This is a genomic window from Romboutsia sp. CE17, assembly GCF_012317385.1.
In the GTDB taxonomy this organism is placed as follows: Bacteria; Bacillota; Clostridia; order Peptostreptococcales; family Peptostreptococcaceae; genus Romboutsia_E.
In genome coordinates this window covers 843008-863532 of the sequence record NZ_CP051144.1, presented here as the reverse complement: position 1 = coordinate 863532, position 20525 = coordinate 843008, and the positions used below count along the sequence as shown (strand labels likewise).

General features: G+C 27.1%; 22 protein-coding genes. 3 read left to right on the top strand and 19 right to left on the bottom strand.

Annotation, left to right across the window (positions count from 1 at the left end; all coding sequences use genetic code 11):
* Window positions 1-14: 14 nt before the first annotated feature.
* From HF520_RS04125 to HF520_RS04070, 12 genes are all read right to left on the bottom strand, one after another.
* The gene (locus HF520_RS04125; RefSeq protein ID WP_168572822.1) at window positions 15-545 is read right to left on the bottom strand and encodes a hypothetical protein; all 531 of its coding nucleotides are present in this window, start codon (window positions 543-545) and stop codon (window positions 15-17) included.
* Window positions 546-548: 3 nt separating this feature from the next.
* Window positions 549-1622: a HAMP domain-containing sensor histidine kinase gene (locus tag HF520_RS04120; protein WP_168572821.1), complete on the bottom strand. Its 1074-nt coding sequence runs from the start codon at window positions 1620-1622 to the stop codon at window positions 549-551.
* A complete protein-coding gene (locus tag HF520_RS04115) occupies window positions 1619-2290 on the bottom strand; it encodes a response regulator transcription factor (protein ID WP_168572820.1) in 672 nt (223 codons plus the stop codon). The genes HF520_RS04120 and HF520_RS04115 overlap by 4 nt, the downstream gene beginning before the upstream one ends.
* Before the next feature lie 92 nt (window positions 2291-2382).
* The gene (locus tag HF520_RS04110) at window positions 2383-2649 is read right to left on the bottom strand and encodes a hypothetical protein (RefSeq protein ID WP_168572082.1); all 267 of its coding nucleotides are present in this window, start codon (window positions 2647-2649) and stop codon (window positions 2383-2385) included.
* Between the two features lie 446 nt (window positions 2650-3095).
* Entirely contained in the window at window positions 3096-3464 is a 369-nt protein-coding gene (locus HF520_RS04105) for a DUF4180 domain-containing protein (RefSeq protein ID WP_168572819.1), read from the bottom strand.
* Between the two features lie 19 nt (window positions 3465-3483).
* Window positions 3484-3972, bottom strand: a complete 489-nt coding sequence (locus HF520_RS04100) for a helix-turn-helix domain-containing protein (RefSeq protein WP_168572818.1) — start codon at window positions 3970-3972, stop codon at window positions 3484-3486.
* A 713-nt stretch (window positions 3973-4685) separates the two neighbouring features.
* The gene (locus HF520_RS04095; protein ID WP_168572817.1) at window positions 4686-5207 is read right to left on the bottom strand and encodes a nitroreductase family protein; all 522 of its coding nucleotides are present in this window, start codon (window positions 5205-5207) and stop codon (window positions 4686-4688) included.
* Window positions 5208-5592: 385 nt separating this feature from the next.
* Window positions 5593-5766, bottom strand: a complete 174-nt coding sequence (locus HF520_RS04090) for a hypothetical protein (protein ID WP_168572816.1) — start codon at window positions 5764-5766, stop codon at window positions 5593-5595.
* A gap of 283 nt (window positions 5767-6049) precedes the next feature.
* Window positions 6050-6418: a hypothetical protein gene (locus HF520_RS04085; protein ID WP_168572815.1), complete on the bottom strand. Its 369-nt coding sequence runs from the start codon at window positions 6416-6418 to the stop codon at window positions 6050-6052.
* Window positions 6418-6768: a hypothetical protein gene (locus HF520_RS04080; protein WP_243155190.1), complete on the bottom strand. Its 351-nt coding sequence runs from the start codon at window positions 6766-6768 to the stop codon at window positions 6418-6420. The genes HF520_RS04085 and HF520_RS04080 overlap by 1 nt, the downstream gene beginning before the upstream one ends.
* Window positions 6769-7456: 688 nt before the next feature.
* A complete protein-coding gene (locus tag HF520_RS04075) occupies window positions 7457-8080 on the bottom strand; it encodes a PH domain-containing protein (RefSeq protein ID WP_168572814.1) in 624 nt (207 codons plus the stop codon).
* A gap of 150 nt (window positions 8081-8230) precedes the next feature.
* The gene (locus HF520_RS04070) at window positions 8231-9391 is read right to left on the bottom strand and encodes an aminotransferase class I/II-fold pyridoxal phosphate-dependent enzyme (protein ID WP_168572813.1); all 1161 of its coding nucleotides are present in this window, start codon (window positions 9389-9391) and stop codon (window positions 8231-8233) included.
* A 563-nt stretch (window positions 9392-9954) separates the two neighbouring features.
* On the opposite strand from HF520_RS04070, the gene gltS reads away from it, so the two are divergent.
* Window positions 9955-11199, top strand: a complete 1245-nt coding sequence (gene gltS / locus HF520_RS04065; protein WP_330586305.1) for a sodium/glutamate symporter — start codon at window positions 9955-9957, stop codon at window positions 11197-11199.
* An 80-nt stretch (window positions 11200-11279) separates the two neighbouring features.
* On the opposite strand, the gene HF520_RS04060 is transcribed toward gltS, so the two are convergent.
* From HF520_RS04060 to HF520_RS04035, 6 genes are all read right to left on the bottom strand, one after another.
* The gene (locus HF520_RS04060; protein WP_168572812.1) at window positions 11280-12074 is read right to left on the bottom strand and encodes an ABC transporter ATP-binding protein; all 795 of its coding nucleotides are present in this window, start codon (window positions 12072-12074) and stop codon (window positions 11280-11282) included.
* Window positions 12067-12942, bottom strand: coding sequence for an ABC transporter permease (locus HF520_RS04055; protein WP_168572811.1), 876 nt, complete (start codon window positions 12940-12942; stop codon window positions 12067-12069). The genes HF520_RS04060 and HF520_RS04055 overlap by 8 nt, the downstream gene beginning before the upstream one ends.
* Before the next feature lies 1 nt (window position 12943).
* A complete protein-coding gene (locus tag HF520_RS04050) occupies window positions 12944-13942 on the bottom strand; it encodes an ABC transporter substrate-binding protein (RefSeq protein WP_168572810.1) in 999 nt (332 codons plus the stop codon).
* Between the two features lie 434 nt (window positions 13943-14376).
* On the bottom strand, window positions 14377-14796 hold the full coding sequence (locus HF520_RS04045; protein WP_168572809.1) for a HutP family protein: 420 nt from the start codon (window positions 14794-14796) through the stop codon (window positions 14377-14379).
* Between the two features lie 197 nt (window positions 14797-14993).
* Entirely contained in the window at window positions 14994-15410 is a 417-nt protein-coding gene (locus HF520_RS04040) for a YmaF family protein (protein ID WP_168572808.1), read from the bottom strand.
* A gap of 261 nt (window positions 15411-15671) precedes the next feature.
* Window positions 15672-16586 (bottom strand): DUF2935 domain-containing protein, encoded by a 915-nt coding sequence (locus HF520_RS04035; protein WP_168572807.1) that lies wholly within the window; start codon window positions 16584-16586, stop codon window positions 15672-15674.
* 240 nt (window positions 16587-16826) lie between these two features.
* On the opposite strand from HF520_RS04035, the gene HF520_RS04030 reads away from it, so the two are divergent.
* Window positions 16827-17531 (top strand): DUF421 domain-containing protein, encoded by a 705-nt coding sequence (locus HF520_RS04030; RefSeq protein ID WP_168572806.1) that lies wholly within the window; start codon window positions 16827-16829, stop codon window positions 17529-17531.
* A 92-nt stretch (window positions 17532-17623) separates the two neighbouring features.
* Here HF520_RS04030 and HF520_RS04025 read toward each other — a convergent pair whose 3' ends face one another.
* Complete coding sequence (locus HF520_RS04025; RefSeq protein ID WP_168572805.1) at window positions 17624-19051, bottom strand: potassium/proton antiporter; 1428 nt, start codon at window positions 19049-19051, stop codon at window positions 17624-17626.
* A 235-nt stretch (window positions 19052-19286) separates the two neighbouring features.
* Between HF520_RS04025 and HF520_RS04020 the strand changes: the two genes are divergently transcribed.
* The gene (locus tag HF520_RS04020) at window positions 19287-20351 is read left to right on the top strand and encodes a PQQ-dependent sugar dehydrogenase (RefSeq protein WP_168572804.1); all 1065 of its coding nucleotides are present in this window, start codon (window positions 19287-19289) and stop codon (window positions 20349-20351) included.
* Window positions 20352-20525: the final 174 nt, after the last annotated feature.

Here is a 20525-nt window from a genome sequence, read left to right as displayed (position 1 = left end):
TTGTTTCTGAATTATTAATTTTTGAGTAATTTATTTCCCTTTTCACAAATCTCATAAATCTCATCATACTTATCTTCAATTAATGGATTCACAACCTTTTCCCTCTTTGCAACAATCATACGGTAAATAAAGCATGGCAATGTGCAACCTGCAAGACCTAAAGTTCCTAAAATAGTACTTAAGCATCTAGTAGGATGTCCTGCTGTTATATAAAGGACAGAACTTACAATAAACATTACTCCACATAGTCCAATTAAAATAGCAATAATAGTTGCCTTAATTGTCTTAGACTGTTCCAATAACTCGATCTTATGCATACAATCCTCAAAATTACTTTGTAATCTGATTAATTCTGTTTTATTCATTATTTTACGGTCTCGCTTTAAATACAGCGTAACCTTTCCATATCCTTTTGATTGGGTGATATTGCTATCTGAACTCCAACCAAAATTTTTATATCCATCTAAATACATGGTCACTTTGCTTATATCTATATGAATCTCTTTGTACTCATATCCAATGAAATTCTGATTTGACTTACTCATAATCTATTCCCTCACTTTTTTAGGAAGATGCACTGTAAATGTACTGCCTTTTGTATACTCACTGTCTACGTCAATTCTTCCGTCCATCATATCAACAATACGAAGTACAAGAGCTAATCCCAACCCATTTCCATTTGTAGAATGTGATGTATCTCCCTGATAAAACTTTTCAAATATATGTTTTTGGGTTTCTTCTGTCATTCCACATCCAAAATCACTAACCGACACAATAATACTATCATTGTCAGACCTTTGCTTTAAAAGAATTTTCCCACCTTTATCTGTAAATTTCAATGCATTTGATAAAAGGTTTGTCCATACTAGCTCTAGTAGACTTTCATCTGCACAAATGTGTACCTTATCTTCTATATCCACATTAAAATCAATTTCTTTTTCTTCCCATAAACTTTCAAACTGTAGTGCACATTCACACAACTGTCTACAGAGGTCATATTCTTCCATTACTGGCTGTATATTTTGTTTTTCTAGTTTGTTCAATTTTAATATGTTTGTAATAAGTTCTGATAACTTTTTTGATGTATAAATAATGGTTTCTACATGTTGTCTTTGATTTTCTGATAGTTCTTGTTTTGACAATAATTGTGCAGTATTTTGTATTACTGCAATAGGTGTTTTAATCTCATGTGATACATTAGAAAAAAACTCTGTTTTTAAAGTTTCAATACTACCAAGTTCTTCTACCATACGATTAAAGTCCATAATCATTACATCAAGATAATTTAATTTATCATCAGTATGAATAGTAGGTACGTACACAGAAAAATCACCATTTGCAACTTTACTAGTAGCTTTTGCCATCTCTTTCATTGGCTCTTCATAAGTTTTTCGCATAAGATGATGTGTAAGCATAGTAATTCCAACAGATAGTAATACCCAATATAGAATAATAATTACTATTTGTGTAACTTCACTTAACTTTAGTTCATTTATACCTAAAATTAAACCTGTATGAATACCACTTATCAATAAAAAAACAGCTAATGATTTTAAAAATGTAGGTAATGAAAAAAGGGTATTTCTTACTTTATATCTTTGTCCTTTCTTATATGATTTCATAGTAATACCGCCTTGTATCCCAATCCTCTTACAGTTTTGATTTCAAATCCATCACAAACAGAAAATTTATTCCTAAGTTTTGTAATATACACATCCACTGCACGAAGATTTGAATCTGTTTCCATTCCCCAAAATTCATCCATTAGTTGTGCTCTAGAAAAAGTTTTATTAGGATAAGACAACAATTTATAAATAATATTAAATTCTCTTGTTGTTGTTATAATTTCCTCATTACTAACAGTAGCTACCATAGCATCTGCATCTAGTACAAGATTCCCTACTTCTAGCTTTCTATTAACTTCAATATTTGCTCTTCTAAGCAATGCCTTAACACGCAAAATCAATTCATCTAGTTCAATTGGTTTTACCATATAGTCATCAATCCCCAATTGAAATCCCTTTTGCTTTGACTTTAGATCATCCTTCGCTGACATGAATAAAATAGGTATTGTCTTATTTATCTGTCTTAGCTTCTGTGCAAACTCAAATCCATCAATTTCCGGCATCATAATATCCGAAATAATCAATTCATAAAGATTGTTATACATTTCATCATAAGCATCCATTGCGTTAAGACACCCTTTTGCACTAAACCCACTATCATTTAAATACGTACACACAATCTGATTAAGTTTTATATCATCTTCTACTACTAATATATTTATCACTTTTATTTACTCCTTTTATTTTTTGTCCCTAATAATTTTATTTTTAAATATTAAATGTCAAAAATGTGTAGCATATTTTAATGCTACACGTTTTACTTTGAGCTTCTCTTTCTTTTTAATTCTAAGACTGAACTAGGATTTGTTGAATATGTTTTTTTAGGTTTTATTGTTTTTATTGGTTGTACAATAGCATATTCTGTTTTTATCATTTCTTTTGCAATTCTAATTTTTGCATCTTCTATAGATTCATTTTCTTGTGCTAAAAACTTCTCTATATATTTATCAACTATTTTGTTAAATTTATAAACTATACCTTCTTTAATATTTTTATTTGTTTTAACTAATTTTAAATTTTCCATATCTATTAATCTCCTTTTGCTTTATTTTATGATATAAGAATATCACCTAATTATTTGTGTAATGTTTGACTTTTGTTTCTAAATTGTTAATTACACATTTTTTCTCTACAAAAGGAAAAAATTATAATTCTATAATAATTTTATCACAGCAAATTTAATTATGTAAATATAGGTCTAATTAAGTAATATAACAATAATTCACTAAAAAATTTAAGCAACATATATTAAATCGTATACAATGGAATTGAGCCGTATCACTTACTTGTGGTACGGCTCTCTATATCAATATTAAATTAGTTTTTTAGAATATCTACTAATAATGCAATTGGCATTGTTAGCTTTCGTAATTCATTATCTGAGAATAGACGAATAATCTCTTTTCTAAAGTTGAAGTGTTTCGCAATTAGGTTTTGATAACTTAAAATTATCTATATTATTATTTCTTATCATACTACCTCTTTATTAATATTCAAAATCCAATTTTCAGCATCTACAATATTATTGAAAACCTTAAAATCATTTGATTTGTTTAATTCTTTTACCAATTCTTCAAATCTTCCTTCAATTTTATTTTTATCTTCTATTATTGCTGAAGCTTTTATATGATAATTTATAAACTTCTGCAAAACTATGCCTGCCAAGCCTGACTTAAGATTAATAAATTCTTCAGTAAATACTTCTTCTCTAAGCAATAATAATTTAATGTCATTTGAAATACATATCCCAATAATATCTAATACATCAGACTCACAAGCAAATGGATGTTTTATTTCAATATATTTTTTATTTGTTTTTTCTACTATTTTATAATTCATTTCATCACCTAATTTCTATTTACATATTATCACTTTGTGTAAGTGTAGATATAAAATCTAACATTTCTTTTGTAAATTCAATATCTCCCCATAGCATTACTTTTAAATTTCTATCTTTTTGATAATGCTTTATGTTAATAGTTGAATTTCCCATTTTCGAATCCTTAATATTCATTACTGCTAATAGCATATTTGATATTCTTCTATATTCATCTATATCTACTTCATTAATATCTACAACAGTAGATATATTTACCTTATTAATGCAATTGTTAATATCTATACTACTAGTGGAAAATTCAATTTTTTCACTTTCTTCTTCATTTTTATTCCTAATATTAAAATTATTATTCTCCATAAAAAGACTTAAATCATGACCTGATATTCTCCATTGCTTTCCAACTTTGTTTGCTCTAAGCTTACCTTCTGTTATAAATTTTCTTATCGTTTTATGATGCATGCCTAATATTTCTGCAATTTGATCAACTGTATAAAATTTTTCTTCCATTAAAATTTATCCTTTCCTTTTCAATTGATACCCTTATTATATTACACTTTATTGTATTCGTAAATATATTTTATTGTATTTTATTGCTATTTCTTAAACTTTATGGCTATTTATTACAATTATATATTCTCATTACTTCAAATAGCCACTAAATGACTATTTTATTTTTTATTATAATAGCTGTAATAAAGATGATATACATGCATTCATTCATAATATTTTCAATCGTAATTACAACTATAGAATAACTAATTAACCACATACTTGGATTTATAACTAATACAATAAGAGATTTAATATATATAGTAAGCTCAGATAGGTCTATGAAAAGTGATTTATATTATTTTTAAATATATTTGTTATCAAAATTATAATGATATTTACATTACAAATAATATTTAGATATATGTTGTATTTACATTACAAATAATATTTAGATGTATGTTGTATTTACATAAATACTTGATTTATTAATTAGTATGTTTTTTGTTTAAAATAAAAATAGATGTGAATACATATAGTTAATCTTAAAATAAATAAAAAATGGACAATCTGCTGAGCAAATAAAAGGATATTCTTTAATATAAATAAGAATATCCTTTTATATAATACACATATTCATAATAAGTAAATAATATATTATTGACCTCTACTATCCAGCCATCAATTCGAAATTATAGTGTAGAATTTGGACTATCATAGAATTCTAATATTTACTTTATTCTTATAACATAATTTGTTTTCCTAGGAGCTGCCTTTGGATATTCACAATCACGATATCCTAAAATACAGTGTCCTATACCTTCATAATCGCCTTCAATTCCCCAATCCTTTAGAAGTTCTTTCCCTCTTTCACTTTCAAAAACTTCCTTAGCTCTATTTATCCAACAAGAATCAACTCCAAGCGAGTGAGCTGCATTCATTAGATTCCCCATAACTAAGCTTCCATCTTCTTTATAAGTATGTCTTGTCTTATCTGCTAGTACAATAACTACTGTAGGAGCTCCATAAAATGGATCTGAAGTAATACCCATAATCTCTGCATTTATTTTAGAAAGTTCTTTTATTAACTCTTTATCTTGTACAACAACCATAATAGGAGATTGAGCTCCTCTTCCAGTTGGAGCATACTTTCCTGCTTCTAATATCTGATTTAATTCTTCATCACTAATTTGCTTTTCTTTATACTTACGTATACTTCTTCTTTCTTTTAATGTTTTTATAGTTTCATTCATTATATATTTCCTCTCCTCTCCCTAATATACTTATATATTAGCATATTTATGGGATCATGTTCCATATTATGCATTTTAGCTAATCTCTTATTAAATCTATATTTGTTTTGATATAATATTATTTATAATAAAAATAATTCCAACAATTATAAATGGATTGATGCTATAATTTTATATAAAATACAAGAAATTTTAGAAAATAAAAATATTAATGAACTAAAAATTTTACCTAATGATGATATAAAAGACTATATATTAAGATTAAAAAATTATTTAAACAATACTAATTTTAAATGTATTAAAACTGGATTTAAAGGTATTGATTTTGAAGTTTACAAATATTCATCTATTGATGTATTACCGCAATGGGTGTATTAATCTTATGTTATACATTAGATAAGAGCTCTATTTTTAAAATTTCAATACTTCCAAGTTCTTCTACCATACGGTTAAAATCCATAATCATTAAATCAAGATAATTCAGTTTATCATCAGTGTAAATAGCAGATACGTATACAGAAAAATCACTGTTTACAACTTTACTAGTAGCTTTTGCCATCTATTTCATTTCTTCTTCATAAGTTTTTCGCATAAGATAATGTATTAGCATGGTAATTCCAATAGATAGTAATACCGACTTGTATCCTAGCCTCTTACAGCTTTTATTTCTAATCTATCATAAATAGAAAGTTTATTTCTAAATTTTGTAATATTTTACTACTAATATATTTATCACTTTATTTACTCCGTTTTATTTTTTCTCCCTAATAATTTTATTTTATAAATATTAAATAGCAAAAAATGTATAGCATATTTTAATGCTACACATTTTGCTTTTACCCCTATTTTAATCCTTTAATAAATGGAATTAGACAAAGAAGCACAACAATTCCTACGATTCCTACAATAATACCAGTAACCATATGGCTCCATACCATAGTTAAACACATTCCTACACCCAGCAGTAAAGAACCTAGAATACCAATCAGTGTTGCACCAATTGTTTTATTAGATAACTTAATGGGCTCTTTATTTTCCATCTTTCTCCAAACAGCAACCATAATAAGTAGTACAATTAATCCTGCAACCCCCATAACCACACCTGGTTCAAAGGCATTCCATTCTGGAATCAGCGTCATACACATACCTAGTGAAAATAAAATCCCTCCAATTGTGCCTAAAATCATTAATACAAATGTACTTTTTTTCATTATTCTAAACCTGACTTTCTTCTTGACTCTAGTACCGTATTCTGTGTATTCTTGAAACTTTTTTCTATAATTTCATCTTGCTGTTCTGAGTATTTTTTTATTGTTTGTGTAGCATTATCTTCTCTCTCTTTATGTTCTTTTGCAATTCTAGCTTTTGCATCTTCTACGGACTCACCTTCCTTTGTCAGAAAGTTATCCACAAATTTATTAGCTATATTATTGAACCCATCAACTGCACCTTCCTCAATTTTCTTATAGCTACTTACTACTCCATGTTCAATCTTTTTGTAAGTACTTACCACACCATCTTCAATCTTTTTATTTGCTTTACTTAATTTTGATTTTGCCATATCTATTAATCTCCTTTTGTTTTGAGTTTATTTTGTTTCACTTTATGGTATAAAAATATCACCCAATTATTTGTGTAATGTTTGACTTTTGTTTCTAAATTGTTAATTAAACATTGTTTCTCTATAAAAGGAAAAGATTATGACCCTTTATATTATTACTTACACACCTCCTCTTTTGACTTAGAACTAGAAGTGCCCATGTTCCAGGATTAGTGCTATCTGGTATATTATGATTCATAATATCAAGATATAAGTTTGATTTATACTAAATATATTGATATCTTTCATTCATTTCCTTTAACTGTTCATCTAGCTTATTCTTCTGCTCTATAATAATTGTATATCTTTCATCATCAAAGACAAATTATTTTTTATTAAAAGCTTATCTTCGAGTTACTCTAATGTATTGCAATAATTTTATCACAGCAAATTTAGTCGTGTAAATTTAGTTCTGATTAATAAGATAACAGATATCAGAAAAAAATTATAGTAAAGTAGAAGTTGATATGAATTTAATTACTAGCTTAGATACAGAAAATAGTTTATTATTCTCACATTATGATCCACAAACAGTTGAATATTTAACAAGCTTAGGAAGATAAAATAAAAAACAAGTACTTACTTCAAAGTAGGTACTTGTTTTTTAATACTATATCAATCTTCAATCCATTTACAATACTCATCTAGGTTAATTATTTATATATTTCTCAAATACTTCTCCAAAATCCTTATTACTAAACTCTTCTTTCATATCCTTCATCCAATTGAAATTAAACTTAGTAATCTCTTCAAGAGTTGAAGCTACATTACCTTCTATTCGACTTTTACTTATAGCATCATTAGCCATATTTAAACTATTAATTCCATTTTCATAAGACTTATTATTCTTATGTTGCATCTTTCCTATTTCAAATAAAGCCTTATATAAATCTTTTAACTGCTCAATTTGTTTCTTATCGACATCTATACTAAATGAATTACTTCCAAAACTAAATTTTATTTCCACATCTAAATCTACGGTTCCAGCAGTTTCTAATGTAACTGAGTGAACATTTTCAGAATAAAATTCATGTCTTTTTACTACTCTTTTTTTACTTACTGCACTCTCTCCATCTACATGAATTAGCCCTAAGTTTGTAAATACATATTCATCTGTTTTAGATTTTATTACGAAGTAGATTTTCTCTCCATCTTCATGCATTATATAGTCATCTCCATCAACTTTATTAAAGTCTTGTGGAGCTATAATTTTCCCTATATCAGATAATCCTAACGTATCTGCTGCCATTTTCCCAAATATATTTCCAGCCATATTACCCTCCTAAATATTATTCTTTTTTATATTATATTATATCATAATTAATTTTAAATAAACCTACACTTGATAATTCTCATATTATTTAATGTAATAAATTAATTATTAATAAAAATGAATTCTTACAAGCAGAGCTAATTTTTTAACTTATATATATTGTTTATTACAAATTTCTTCAATTCTCTCAAAAGCTTCTTCTAATATCTTAATATCCTTATTACAAGTTAATCTTATATAATATTTATAATCATCTCCAAATATATTACCAGGAAGAACTAATACACCATTTTCTAATAATATTTTAGAAAATTCTTCGCAGTCTAATTCAGTTTTTTCTATATTAAAAAATAAATATATTCCACCTTGAGGATATTTTAATGATATGTTATCTATTTTACTAACTCTATCATAAGCATATCTTATTCTTTCATCATATATATTTCTTATATTAGTAGTTATTTCTTTTCTTAGTTTAATAGCTTCTATTGAGCCTTCTTGACATATAGTAGGAGCTGAATAAGTTATTCCATCATTTATATATTGTGCTACATTAACCATTTCTTCACTAGCTATCATATATCCAATTCTCCATCCTGTCATTGCATAATCTTTAGACATTGTCTTAAGTACAACTGTATTAGTAAGATTTTTATCTATTTCTAACATTGATACAAACTTATTATCATTATATGTGAATGCTGTATAAACTTCATCTGACAATATCATAAAATCTTTTTCTATACTTAATTTATATATACCTTCTAATAAAGTTTTTGGATAAATAGCTCCTGTTGGATTATTAGGTGAATTTATTATTATCGCCTTAGTTTTACTCGTTATTTTCTCTTTTATTTCATCTATTGTTGGTATAAAATTATTTTCTTCAGTAGTTTTTACTACAACTATATTTCCATCTGCTGAACTAATTTGGTCTATATATGCTGGATAATAAGGTGCTATTACTATAATTTCATCACCTTCATTTACTATTTCTTTTAATGCCAAATATAAAGCATGCCCAGCACCTATAGTCACTATTATATTATTTATATTCAAGTCACAGTTATAATCTTCTTTTATAGATTTTATTATCACATCTCTAAACTTAGAATCTCCAAGTGGATGAGTATATAAAGTGTGACCTATTATTTTATTTTTAACTGCTGCATCTATAACTCTTTTATCTGTAAATATATCATGATCCCCTACACTTAAGTCTATTATATTATTTCCACAGTTTACAGTATCAGTTGCACTCATCATTGCATTCATCTTTATATTTTTATATTTGTTTGATATAAAACTCATAATCTCTCTCCCTTACAATACGTTTAAATTATATATTATTCAAAATATTTAAAATCATTACTAATATTTTAATCCTGTAAATTAACTGAGTAAATGATTAATTGATATTTTTAAGAAAGATATTACTGCAATTGGAGAAGGTCGTGATACTAATAAGAAACATACCATTCTTGTATATAAAAATTATAATATCGTATGATAATATATTCTTCGATAATAAAAATATATTAAATATGTTGACTTGTTAGAAAATTTATTGTATTATATGGAATGTATTACCAAAATTACTATATTGTTTTTATTATACTAAATATAAAATCTAATAATAATAGTAATCATAATAAACTCTCCATTTTTCAAAAAAATCAAATTCAAATGATACATTAATATAATGTAATTCATATCATGATTTATACAATGAAGATTTAAAAATATTTATAAAGAGCATAAAAGTATTATGCTAATTTTTTATTTAAAATTATCAGAAAATAAATTCAAAAGAAGAAAAATATTTAAATTATTCATTTTTGAATTTAAACATATATTACAAGGGGGAAAATTCTATGTTTGAATATTCAAGCGAGTTAGGAATGATGACACTAAATTTAGATATCATTCAAAGTATTTCATTTACTACTGTTATGCTTTTAATAGGATCTTTTATAAAGAATAAAATTCATATTTTAAATAAGTACTGTATACCAGCACCAGTTATAGGAGGATTTTCTTTTGCAATAATATCATTTATATTAAGGCAAACAGGAGTGATTACTGTAGTATTTGATACAACTTTACAAAATATATTAATGACAGCCTTCTTTACAACTGTTGGATTTACTGCTAGTCTACAAGTTTTAAAGAAAGGTGGAACACAAGTAATTAAGTTCTTAGCTGTAGCCATAATATTGATATTAGCTCAAGATATATTAGGGGTTTTATCCGCTAAGGCAATAGGCGTAAACCCACTATTAGGATTGATTGCAGGGTCTATTTCTATGACAGGTGGGCATGGATCTTCTGGTGCATTTGGTCCCCTTATAGAAGCAAACGGACTTGAAGGAGCTCTTAGTATAGCTATGGCTTGCGCTACATTTGGATTAGTATCTGGAAGTATAATAGGTGGTCCTCTTGCAAATAGATTAATCAAAAAATATAAACTTAAATCTGAGGAAATAGAAATAAAAGAAGAATTAGTATTAACAAACGAATATGGTGAAGTTGCATGTAGTGAAATATCTATGGGAGAACTTTCAGAAAGTAAATTAACAAGCTCAGCTATGCAAATAATAATAGCTATGGGACTTGGAACTATAATATCGAACTTATTTTCAGATTTAGGTATAACAATGCCAGGTTATATAGGTGCTATGATAGTAGCTGCCATTATGAGGAATCTTTCAGATTCAAAAGGAATATGGAAAGTATCAAGCAGAGAATTAGAAAGCCTAGGTTCAATATGTTTATCATTATTTTTATCAATGGCTATGTGTAGCTTAAAATTATGGGAACTTATAGACTTAGCTATACCTATATTAATACTACTAACTTTACAAACATTATTAATGATACTATTTGCTTACTTTGTTACATTCAGAGTTATGGGAAAAGATTATACAGCAGCAGTACTTGCAGCAGGTCACTGTGGATTTGGTCTGGGAGCTACTCCAAATGGAATAGCAAATATGGAATCTGTAACGGCTAAATATGGTCCATCACCTAGTGTATTTTTCATATTACCACTAGTTGGAGCGTTATTTATAGATTTTTTAAATTCAGCAATTATAACGACCTTTATGAACCTATTATAAATTTATTTACTTCAAATATATAAAAACTCACGATAATAATTATCGTGAGTTTTATTTTTTAATTATATAAAATAAATATATTAAGCAAATATAACTCTGTCTGAAAGTTCTTCTTTAAAGGTAATTTTATTAAATTCTTCTATAAGGTCATTTTTAGTTAAATTGTACTTTTCTATTTCTCCTATATCAAGAATGGCTTCTCCACAGTGCATCATAATTAGCCTATTTCCAAATTCTATAGCATGACTTAGATTATGAGTTATCATAATTGTTGTAATATTTTTTTCTCTAACTATATTATTTGTAAGGTTTATAATAGTTTCTGATGTTTTTGGATCTAAAGCTGCCGTATGCTCATCTAAAAGCAAAATCTTTGGCGTATTTAAAGTAGCCATTAATAAAGAAAGAGCTTGCCTTTGTCCTCCAGATAACATTCCTACTTTTGTATTAATCTTATCTTCAAGACCTAAATTCAATATAGAAAGATGATTTTTAAATTCTTCTATCCTTTTTTTGTTAACTCCTAAAGAAAGTCCGAATCTACTTCCCTTATTATCTGCCAAAGATAAGTTTTCTAAAATAGTCATAGATGGTGATGTTCCTTTAGTTGGATCTTGAAAAACCCTACTTATAAATTTTGACTTTCTATGTTCTTTTAAATTAGTTATATCTTTTCCTTCTAAAAGGATATTACCTGAATCTAGCTCTAAGGAACCAGATATTAAGTTTAAAAGAGTAGATTTTCCTGCTCCATTACTTCCAACAATAGTTACAAAATCGCCTTTATTTATATCTAAATTAAAGTTATTAAAAATATTAGTTTCATTTACCGTTCCCTTATTAAAACCTTTATTTATCGATTTTATATTAAGCATTTAAATTTCCCCTCTCTTTTAATGAATTCTTAAATCTATCCACAACATTATTATTATTAATAACTATGGCAATAACAACTATTAACGATGTTATTAATTTTAAATCTGTTGGCGGGAAACCTAAATTCAAGGCAATACCTACACTTAATTTGTATAAAAATGCACCTATTATAACCACTGTCGTTCCTTTTAGCAACTTACTTTTCTTAAATACAGATTGCCCAAGTATAATAGAAGCTAAAGCTACTACTATAAATCCATTTCCCATAGATATATCTGAAAATCTTTGATATTGTGCCATTATAGCTCCACTTAAGGCTACAAGTCCATTAGATAGCATAAGTCCAATTATTTTTATTGTCCCTTTGTTTACTCCAATAGAAGTAACTAATGTTTCATTATCACCTGTAGCTCTTAGTATAAATCCAAACTTAGTTTTAAATAAAATATCTATTAATAATTTAATGATTAAAACTATTAGTACTAAAATTACTAATATTGATATATTGCTAGAGAATATATTTAACTTATTAATCATAGGTAGATTTGCTTTTCCCATTACCCTTAAATTTATAGAGTATAATCCTATCATAACTAAAATACCTGATAAAAGATTAGTTATTTTGAGTTTTACATGAAGTATTCCCGTAGTTAATCCACCTATAGCTCCAGCTATAAATGCTAATCCTAATGATAAGATAGGGCTATTATCCTTTAATATAAATGCCGCAGTTATTGCAGCTCCTAGACTAAATGTTCCATCTACAGATAAATCTGGAAAATCTAATATTGTGTAGGTGATGTATACCCCTAATGCTCCTATAGCAAAAATAAGCCCTTGTTCTAAAGTACTTACAAAGAAATCCATATTACTCACCACCTTTTATAACTTTAGCTCTTTTCATTATATCTTCGTCAATATTTATAGAAAGATTTTTTTGTGTATCTTCATTTATAACAAGTTCTGTATCTTCTAAAGTTTTTATAGATAGCTCTTTTATATCTTTTCCTTCTAAAACTTCAACTGCCATAAGCCCTGCTTCAAAACCTAGTTTTTTGTAATTAATACCTTCTGTAATCAAAGCCCCACCTTCAACATGAGCTTCTTCTGCCCCAATTACTGGTATTTTTTTATCCACTGCTTTAGATGCTATTAACGCCATTGAAGAAGCTATCATATTATCTGCTGGTGTGTATAAAACATCAATATTATCTAATATTGAATCTAATCCTTGACTTATATCATTTACACTAGTTACACCCTTTGCAATTATTTTTATGCCATTCTTCTTAGATAATTCTTTTAAATTATTTATTTGAATTTCAGAATTTACCTCACTGGTATTGTATAAAACACCTATTGTTTTTACATCCTTAACTACTTCTTGTATAAGTTTTAATTGTTTATCTATAGGTACTGCGTCACTAGTTCCTGCAACATTTGTACCTGACTTATCCTTTGATTTCACAAGACCTGATTCTACAGCATCTGTTACTGCTGTTACTATAATTGGAATATCTTGAGTGCTATTAAACGCTGACTGTGCTGCGGGAGTCCCAATAGCAAATATTAAATCCTTGCTATTTGATATAAAGCTACTTGATATCATCTGTGATGTGGCAATATCTCCCTCTGCATTTTTTATCTCTATATTAAGATTCTCTCCATCTTTAAATCCTTTAGAATTTAAAGCTTCTATAAATCCTTCTCTAGCTAAATCTAGAGCTGGGTGAGACGATATTTGAGATATACCTATATTCACCGAATTATCTTGTGATACAGAACTTCCCTTTTCATTTGAACATGCTGAAAATAAAGACATGCTTAATAGAATTGAACTTAATAAAAATAATTTTCTTGCTACCATACTACCAACCTCCTAATATTTTGTTTCTAATTGTGTAGAATAAATAGAACAAGTCTTAGATAGTATTTTTTAGTAGCAAAATTAAAATATAACTCTTTAAATATAAAAAACCCTCCACATGCATTTATGGAGAGGATTGTAAATTCCAAAATAATTAACTATTAAAGCTATATATCCTACTCATGCTACTATGCTACTATTTAATATTTCTGTATTTTAAAATATGTAATTTTATTACTTATATTTTATAACGTTTGATGAATTAATAACTTCTATTCTACTTTTACTTACTATACTTCTAATTCAACATAACATTTCTACTACTAATATACTGTTCTACTATTCTACCTACTAAGATAATTTAAATTATCTATACTACTTTTCTACTTACAAGGAATTATATATAGTTTTTTCATTTATGTCAACTTTATAATTTATAAATCTGCTATAGATCTATGTCCAAGTCCAATTACTACCTCGTTTAAATGAAGTAATCCTATACTAAGAAAAATACATACACTTATATGCTCTTTGTATCTTGCAACTCCAATTTTTCCACCTACATTTAGTCCATTGGCCTTTTCTGAAACTTGCATTATAGCTTCTCTAGTAGCTCCTGCAATTGCACCATCATGAACATGACAATCTTTAATTATTCCAGTTCTTTTAGATGCAACTAATGCCCTTTCTATTATTTTTGGAATAGATGAATTTAAATTTCCACCAATATCTACTGCTACGGCTAAAACATTCTCTTTTTTTAATTCTTCTATAAGTCTCTCTTCTTCCGTTCTTGAAGATATAGCCATTCTAACAGAAGCTTTCGCCACATCTACACTACTTTTTTCTTTCATAAGTAAACCTCCTAAATAAGCTATTTATATAATGTTTTTTATATTTTAATAACTCTATAGATCAAAATAAACTTTTATATACTACAATCTATTATACCACTAAGCATACATTTTCAAATAAAAAAGATTAAATAAAAGGTATTGCTTATAATAGCAATACCTTCTTTACCTTCTGAATATGAATATTTTACTTATATTTATACTAATGGAGCATTAATTTGAGTAGTGAAAAGGAATTGATGGCAGTGTTCATCAACAAAAGTAGTATTTCCACATACTAAATGAACATGTTTCTTAGTACCTGGTATCATAATTGCTGGGCCAGTTGTAACACATATTCTATGGAAATGATCTAAGAAGTCTATTCTATCATTTATTTTATGAACATGGTTTGTTCCATTATTTATTGGTATAACTTCACCTGTAACTCCTGCAGCACGATGATTATGTCTATCGCATCCTTCTTCAGCTAATTTGACACTACTTTCATATTCATGAACATGTGTCATTCCCTCTGTACATCCACAAGAATTAATACATTTATATCCATTATATTCATTATAATTATTATAATTATTATAATTTTTTTGACATTTATAATTTTGACAACTCATTTACATTTTTCCTTTAAATTATATTGCAATTCTTATAAAAAAGAATTCCTAGTATAATTGTATGAATAAATGTCAAATAAGTTCCTATTATATATATTTTTTACATTATTCTACAATATATGTATTAATGATCTCATTATAGTAATCTGTGTTATAATCTTTATCTAATAAAAGTAAAATAAAACAAGTTAGATGAAATACTAATTACCTCATCTAACTTTATTAAATTCATATAGAAATTCAACTTGTTCGTTGAAATAATTACATCTCTTTATAAGTTTCTAATAATCTAATATAATGATTAGCTTCTCTTAATACATGATCTGCAAGAAGAGGCAGTATTATAGATCTAATTTTACAACTAGAAATGCCTTCTGTTCCTGCTTGTTTAAAATTCTTAAGCTGGACAGTTTGATTTAAAGTTTCATTTGTAACGCTATTTATAGTCATATTTGTCATATTCTTAGCATCTTCAATTAAATCTTTAAATTCATCTGCAAATTCATCTGCAGTATCAATCAAATCCTCCTCTGAAGGGTCTAATAACCCTCTTATAAATAGCGCATGCTCCATCATAATTTGATCCCAGAATAATTCAGTTTGTCTAGTATCCTTAGAGTCAATATCAACTTTATTCTGAAGATCATTTATTAATGAAAAATATAACTCTGCTTCACGAATTATATGTTCAATAAGTAACGGGTAGTTGAGTGTAAATAAATTACATGATAAAACACCATCTAATATTCTCTTCTTAAACTTAATAAATCCACTAAGAAGTGTCTTTGCATTCATATTAAGTTGATTTACATAATTTATTAAATTAGAGCTAATATTAGGATTTGTTCCACTATTTAATCTCGATTCTATCTTAGTTATCTCTTGGTTTATCTGTATACCTGTAAATGCTTGGCTCTTTGATTCTGTTCCTAATGTAAAATCAGTTATAATTTCTCCAGAATTTAAAACATTTGATCTTATTTTTCCATCGCTAGCACTCACTGCATATGCTAATAATTTTTCAAATTCATTTTTATAATGCTCTGCTTCATTAGCAAGTTTTGAATCCTTAGGTGTGAATCCAGCTTCTAAAAAAAAAGCGTGTTCTTTCATTATCCTAGAAAAAAATAAATGCAATTCAAGTGATAAAATAACATATCTTTGATTGTTTATCATGTTGCCCTCCCTAAAAATAATCTTTCTAAATTTTATACATTAGGGTATTAATTAATGATAAAACCTTTTAACTAGAGCTTTATATTAGAAAATAAACCATATTTAAATGTGTTTTAATCGATTGTACCGAGAGTACTCATTCCTAGAATAGCCTCTACTATAATCTTTCTTTTAATTTTTTATTATATATTGGTTAAAATAAAATAATAATCAAATTTTTACATAAAGGAGATCTTTTGTATGCATTTTTTACATAGTCAAGAAACACTCAGTATCATGGATTGGATACTTCGTGCTATTATTGCTTTTTTCTTTTTACTAATAATTACAAAGCTATTGGGGCAACGTTCTATTTCTCAATTAAGAGTTATTGATTTTGCTATTACACTAGTAGTTGGCAATATTATTGCACATCCATTATCTGATGAGAAACTTGGATTAGAAGGCTCCATTATCACAACAATTACATTAGTTGTCTTATATCTTTGTGGTGTATTTATAATTTTTAAATTTCCATCTATTAGAAGACTTATTAATAGTCCACCAATTACAGTTATTCAAAATGGAGAAATCCTTTATGATGGATTAAAGAAATCTAAAATATCAATTGATGTGTTATTAGAAGAATTGCGTGAGGAAAAAGTAGATGATGTTAAAAAGGTAGCATTAGCAGCTTGGGAACCTAATGGCAAACTTTCTGTTTTTTTAGATCCTAAATATGAACCAATTACTCCTTCAATGTTAAATATAGAAACAAAATCTTTTTATCTTCCAAAAACAATTATTAAAGAAGGTAAAATTGATTTTAATGAACTAAAGTCATTTAATAAAAATGAAAACTGGGTTATTTCAGAATTAGATAATTTATATCAAACTAATGTGAAAAATGTTTTACTAGCTACTCTTGATGATAAAGATAACTTAAAAGTTTTTTTATATAAATAATAAATTAGGCATAACATATCTATTTATATATAGATTAGCTTATGCCTAATTTATTTTAAAATATATGACTTACATGTAATCCAAATTTTTCTTTATATTAAACTTTTTATATTATTGCCACTTAAAACTAGTGTATCTCCATTTCTTATTACAGTAGAACCTTTAGGAACTAGTATTTTATTATCTCGTTTTATCATAACAATAAGTATTTCTTCTGGTATATTTGAATCCATAATTGTTTTATCTACCCATTGGTTATCTTTTGTTATACTAACCTCTAATAAATCGGTATTTATTTCACCTGTGTAATCTGTAAATGTTTTTAATACTGAACCTTCCTCTTCATCATCAACTAAATCTAATAAGCTAGCTACCTTTGGTATAAGCGTCCCTTGTATTGCAACAGAAAATAAAGCTATAAAGAATATTATATGGAATATATCATTCTCTATATTGACTCCATATGTTACTGCAAATATTGCAAAAACAACTGAGGCTGCTCCTCTAAGTCCAACCCAAGATATAAATATTTTTTCTTTAACTGTAAATTTAAATGGGCTAAGTATTATGAATGTAGCTAACGGTCTTGCAATTAATATCATAAATAAAGATATAGATACTGCCGTTCCTGTAACATAAGGCAGTTTTGATGGGAAAGATAACAGACCTAATATAAAGAATAATGCTATTTGCATAATCCAAGAAACTCCATCAAAGAAATGGAACATACTTTTCTTTCTAGGTATTTTATTATTTCCAATTATTATTCCTGCTATATACACACTCAAATATCCATTTCCACCTAAAGACTCACTAAGTGAATATGAAAGTATTGCAATAGCAGTTACAAATATTGTATAAAATCCATCTACTTCAAAGTTTGAACGTTTAAGTATATAAACTGTACTTTTTGCAAGCAAAACTCCTATTATTAATCCAAATGCAATCTGCTTAATTATTATAGGAAACATTGTACTTACACTTATATCTCCAGAACTTTTCATCATAGTAAGTATTATAATAGTAATCATATATGCAATTGGGTCATTACTTCCACTTTCAACTTCTAAAAGTGATGCTAATGAGCCTTTTAAATTTAATTTTTGAGCTCTTAAAACAGCAAATACTGATGCAGCATCTGTAGATGCTACTATTGCCCCTATTAAAAGTCCTTCTAATAGTGTCGTCTTTATTACTAAGTTGCAAAATAAACCTGTAAGACCTGCCGTAATTATAACACCTAAGGAAGACATCAATACTGATGGAAGTGCTACAGGCTTAGCCATCTTCCAGTTTGTACCGAAACCTCCATAGAACATAATAAATACCAATCCTAACGAAGATAGTATACTAGTTAGCTCATAGTTATCAAAATAAATTCCAACTATTCCGTCTGATCCAAATAACATGCCTAAGACAATAAATATAAGAAGCATCGGTACTCCAAATTTATATAACACCTTAGTTGAAGTTATACAGATGATTAATACTAAACCACTAATTATCATCAATTCTGTCATAAAATTCCCCCTTATATATATTCTAGATTCGCACTAATTACTTGAATATAAAATTCAAATATTTTGTACAATTATATTATATATTGTAATACATTTTTCATTATTTATCAATTTAATCTATGTAAAATTTTTGTTAAATTCATATAATTTCGAATCTTTTTATCTTAAACTTATTTTTATTTCAAATTATTAATATTCATATATTATAATTATATATAATTTGGAGGATGGCTATATGAAGAAGAAATTCCATAATTTTTTATATAAACTAATATCAACAAGACAATTTCCTTATGAAGTAGAAATTATAGCACAAGATTTAAATATTCCTTGGGCAATAGATATAAGCGATGAAGGAAAAATATACTTTACAGAAAGATCTGGCTCAATTAAAGTTATTGAAAATGGTATACTTAACCAAAATCCACTTATCACCTTTGATTATCCATTTACAAGTCAAGGTGAAGGTGGTTTAATGGGGCTTGTTCTAGATCCTCATTATTCTCAAAATCACTATATGTACGTTATGCATTCGTATAGTGATAATAATAAAATATATAATAGAGTCATTAGATTAATTGAAAAAAATAACTCTTTATCAATTGATAAAATTCTTTTAGATCAAATCCCTGGTAACCAATTTCATAATGGAGGAAGAATAAAGATAGGCCCAGATAAAAAATTATATATAGCAACAGGAGATGCACAAAATCCAAACCTATCTCAAGACATATCAAGTTTAGCAGGAAAAATACTAAGGCTAGAACTTAGCGGAGATATTCCTATAGATAATCCATTTCCTAACTCACCTATTTATAGCTTAGGTCATAGAAATCCACAAGGATTAGCATGGAACGCTAATAATATATTATATTCATCTGAGCATGGCCAATCAGCGCATGATGAAATAAATATAATAATTCCAGGAGGTAACTATGGATGGCCTCTTGTTCAAGGCTATGAAGATTCTAGTCAAATTACAGTTCAAAAACCTTTAGTTCACAGTCAAGGAAAAACTTGGGCTCCATCTGGTATTGCATTTATAAATCAAGAATTTTCAAAAGATAAATTACTAGTTGCTACACTTCGCGGGCAAGAACTATTAGTAATATCATTAAATGATACTGGTACAATCGTAATGAATATAGAACATTTTTTGAAAAATGAATATGGACGATTACGTGAAGTGATTCAAGGAAAAGATGGATCTATCTATATTTCAACAAGTAACAGAGATGGTCGTGGAAATCCTAATGAATCTGATGATAAAATTATTCGTCTTGTTCAAAAACAAATATAATAAATAAAAAAACACTTCAATAATTTACATTGAGGTGTTTTTTATTTACTCATTAATTAATAAAATGTTTTCAAATGGAAATCCTTGATAAAAATTCTATATTTTATTATTAGTTTACTTTTCTAAGATATCATTTAAAGCTTCGTAGTAGCATTTACAGCTCAACATAAACTT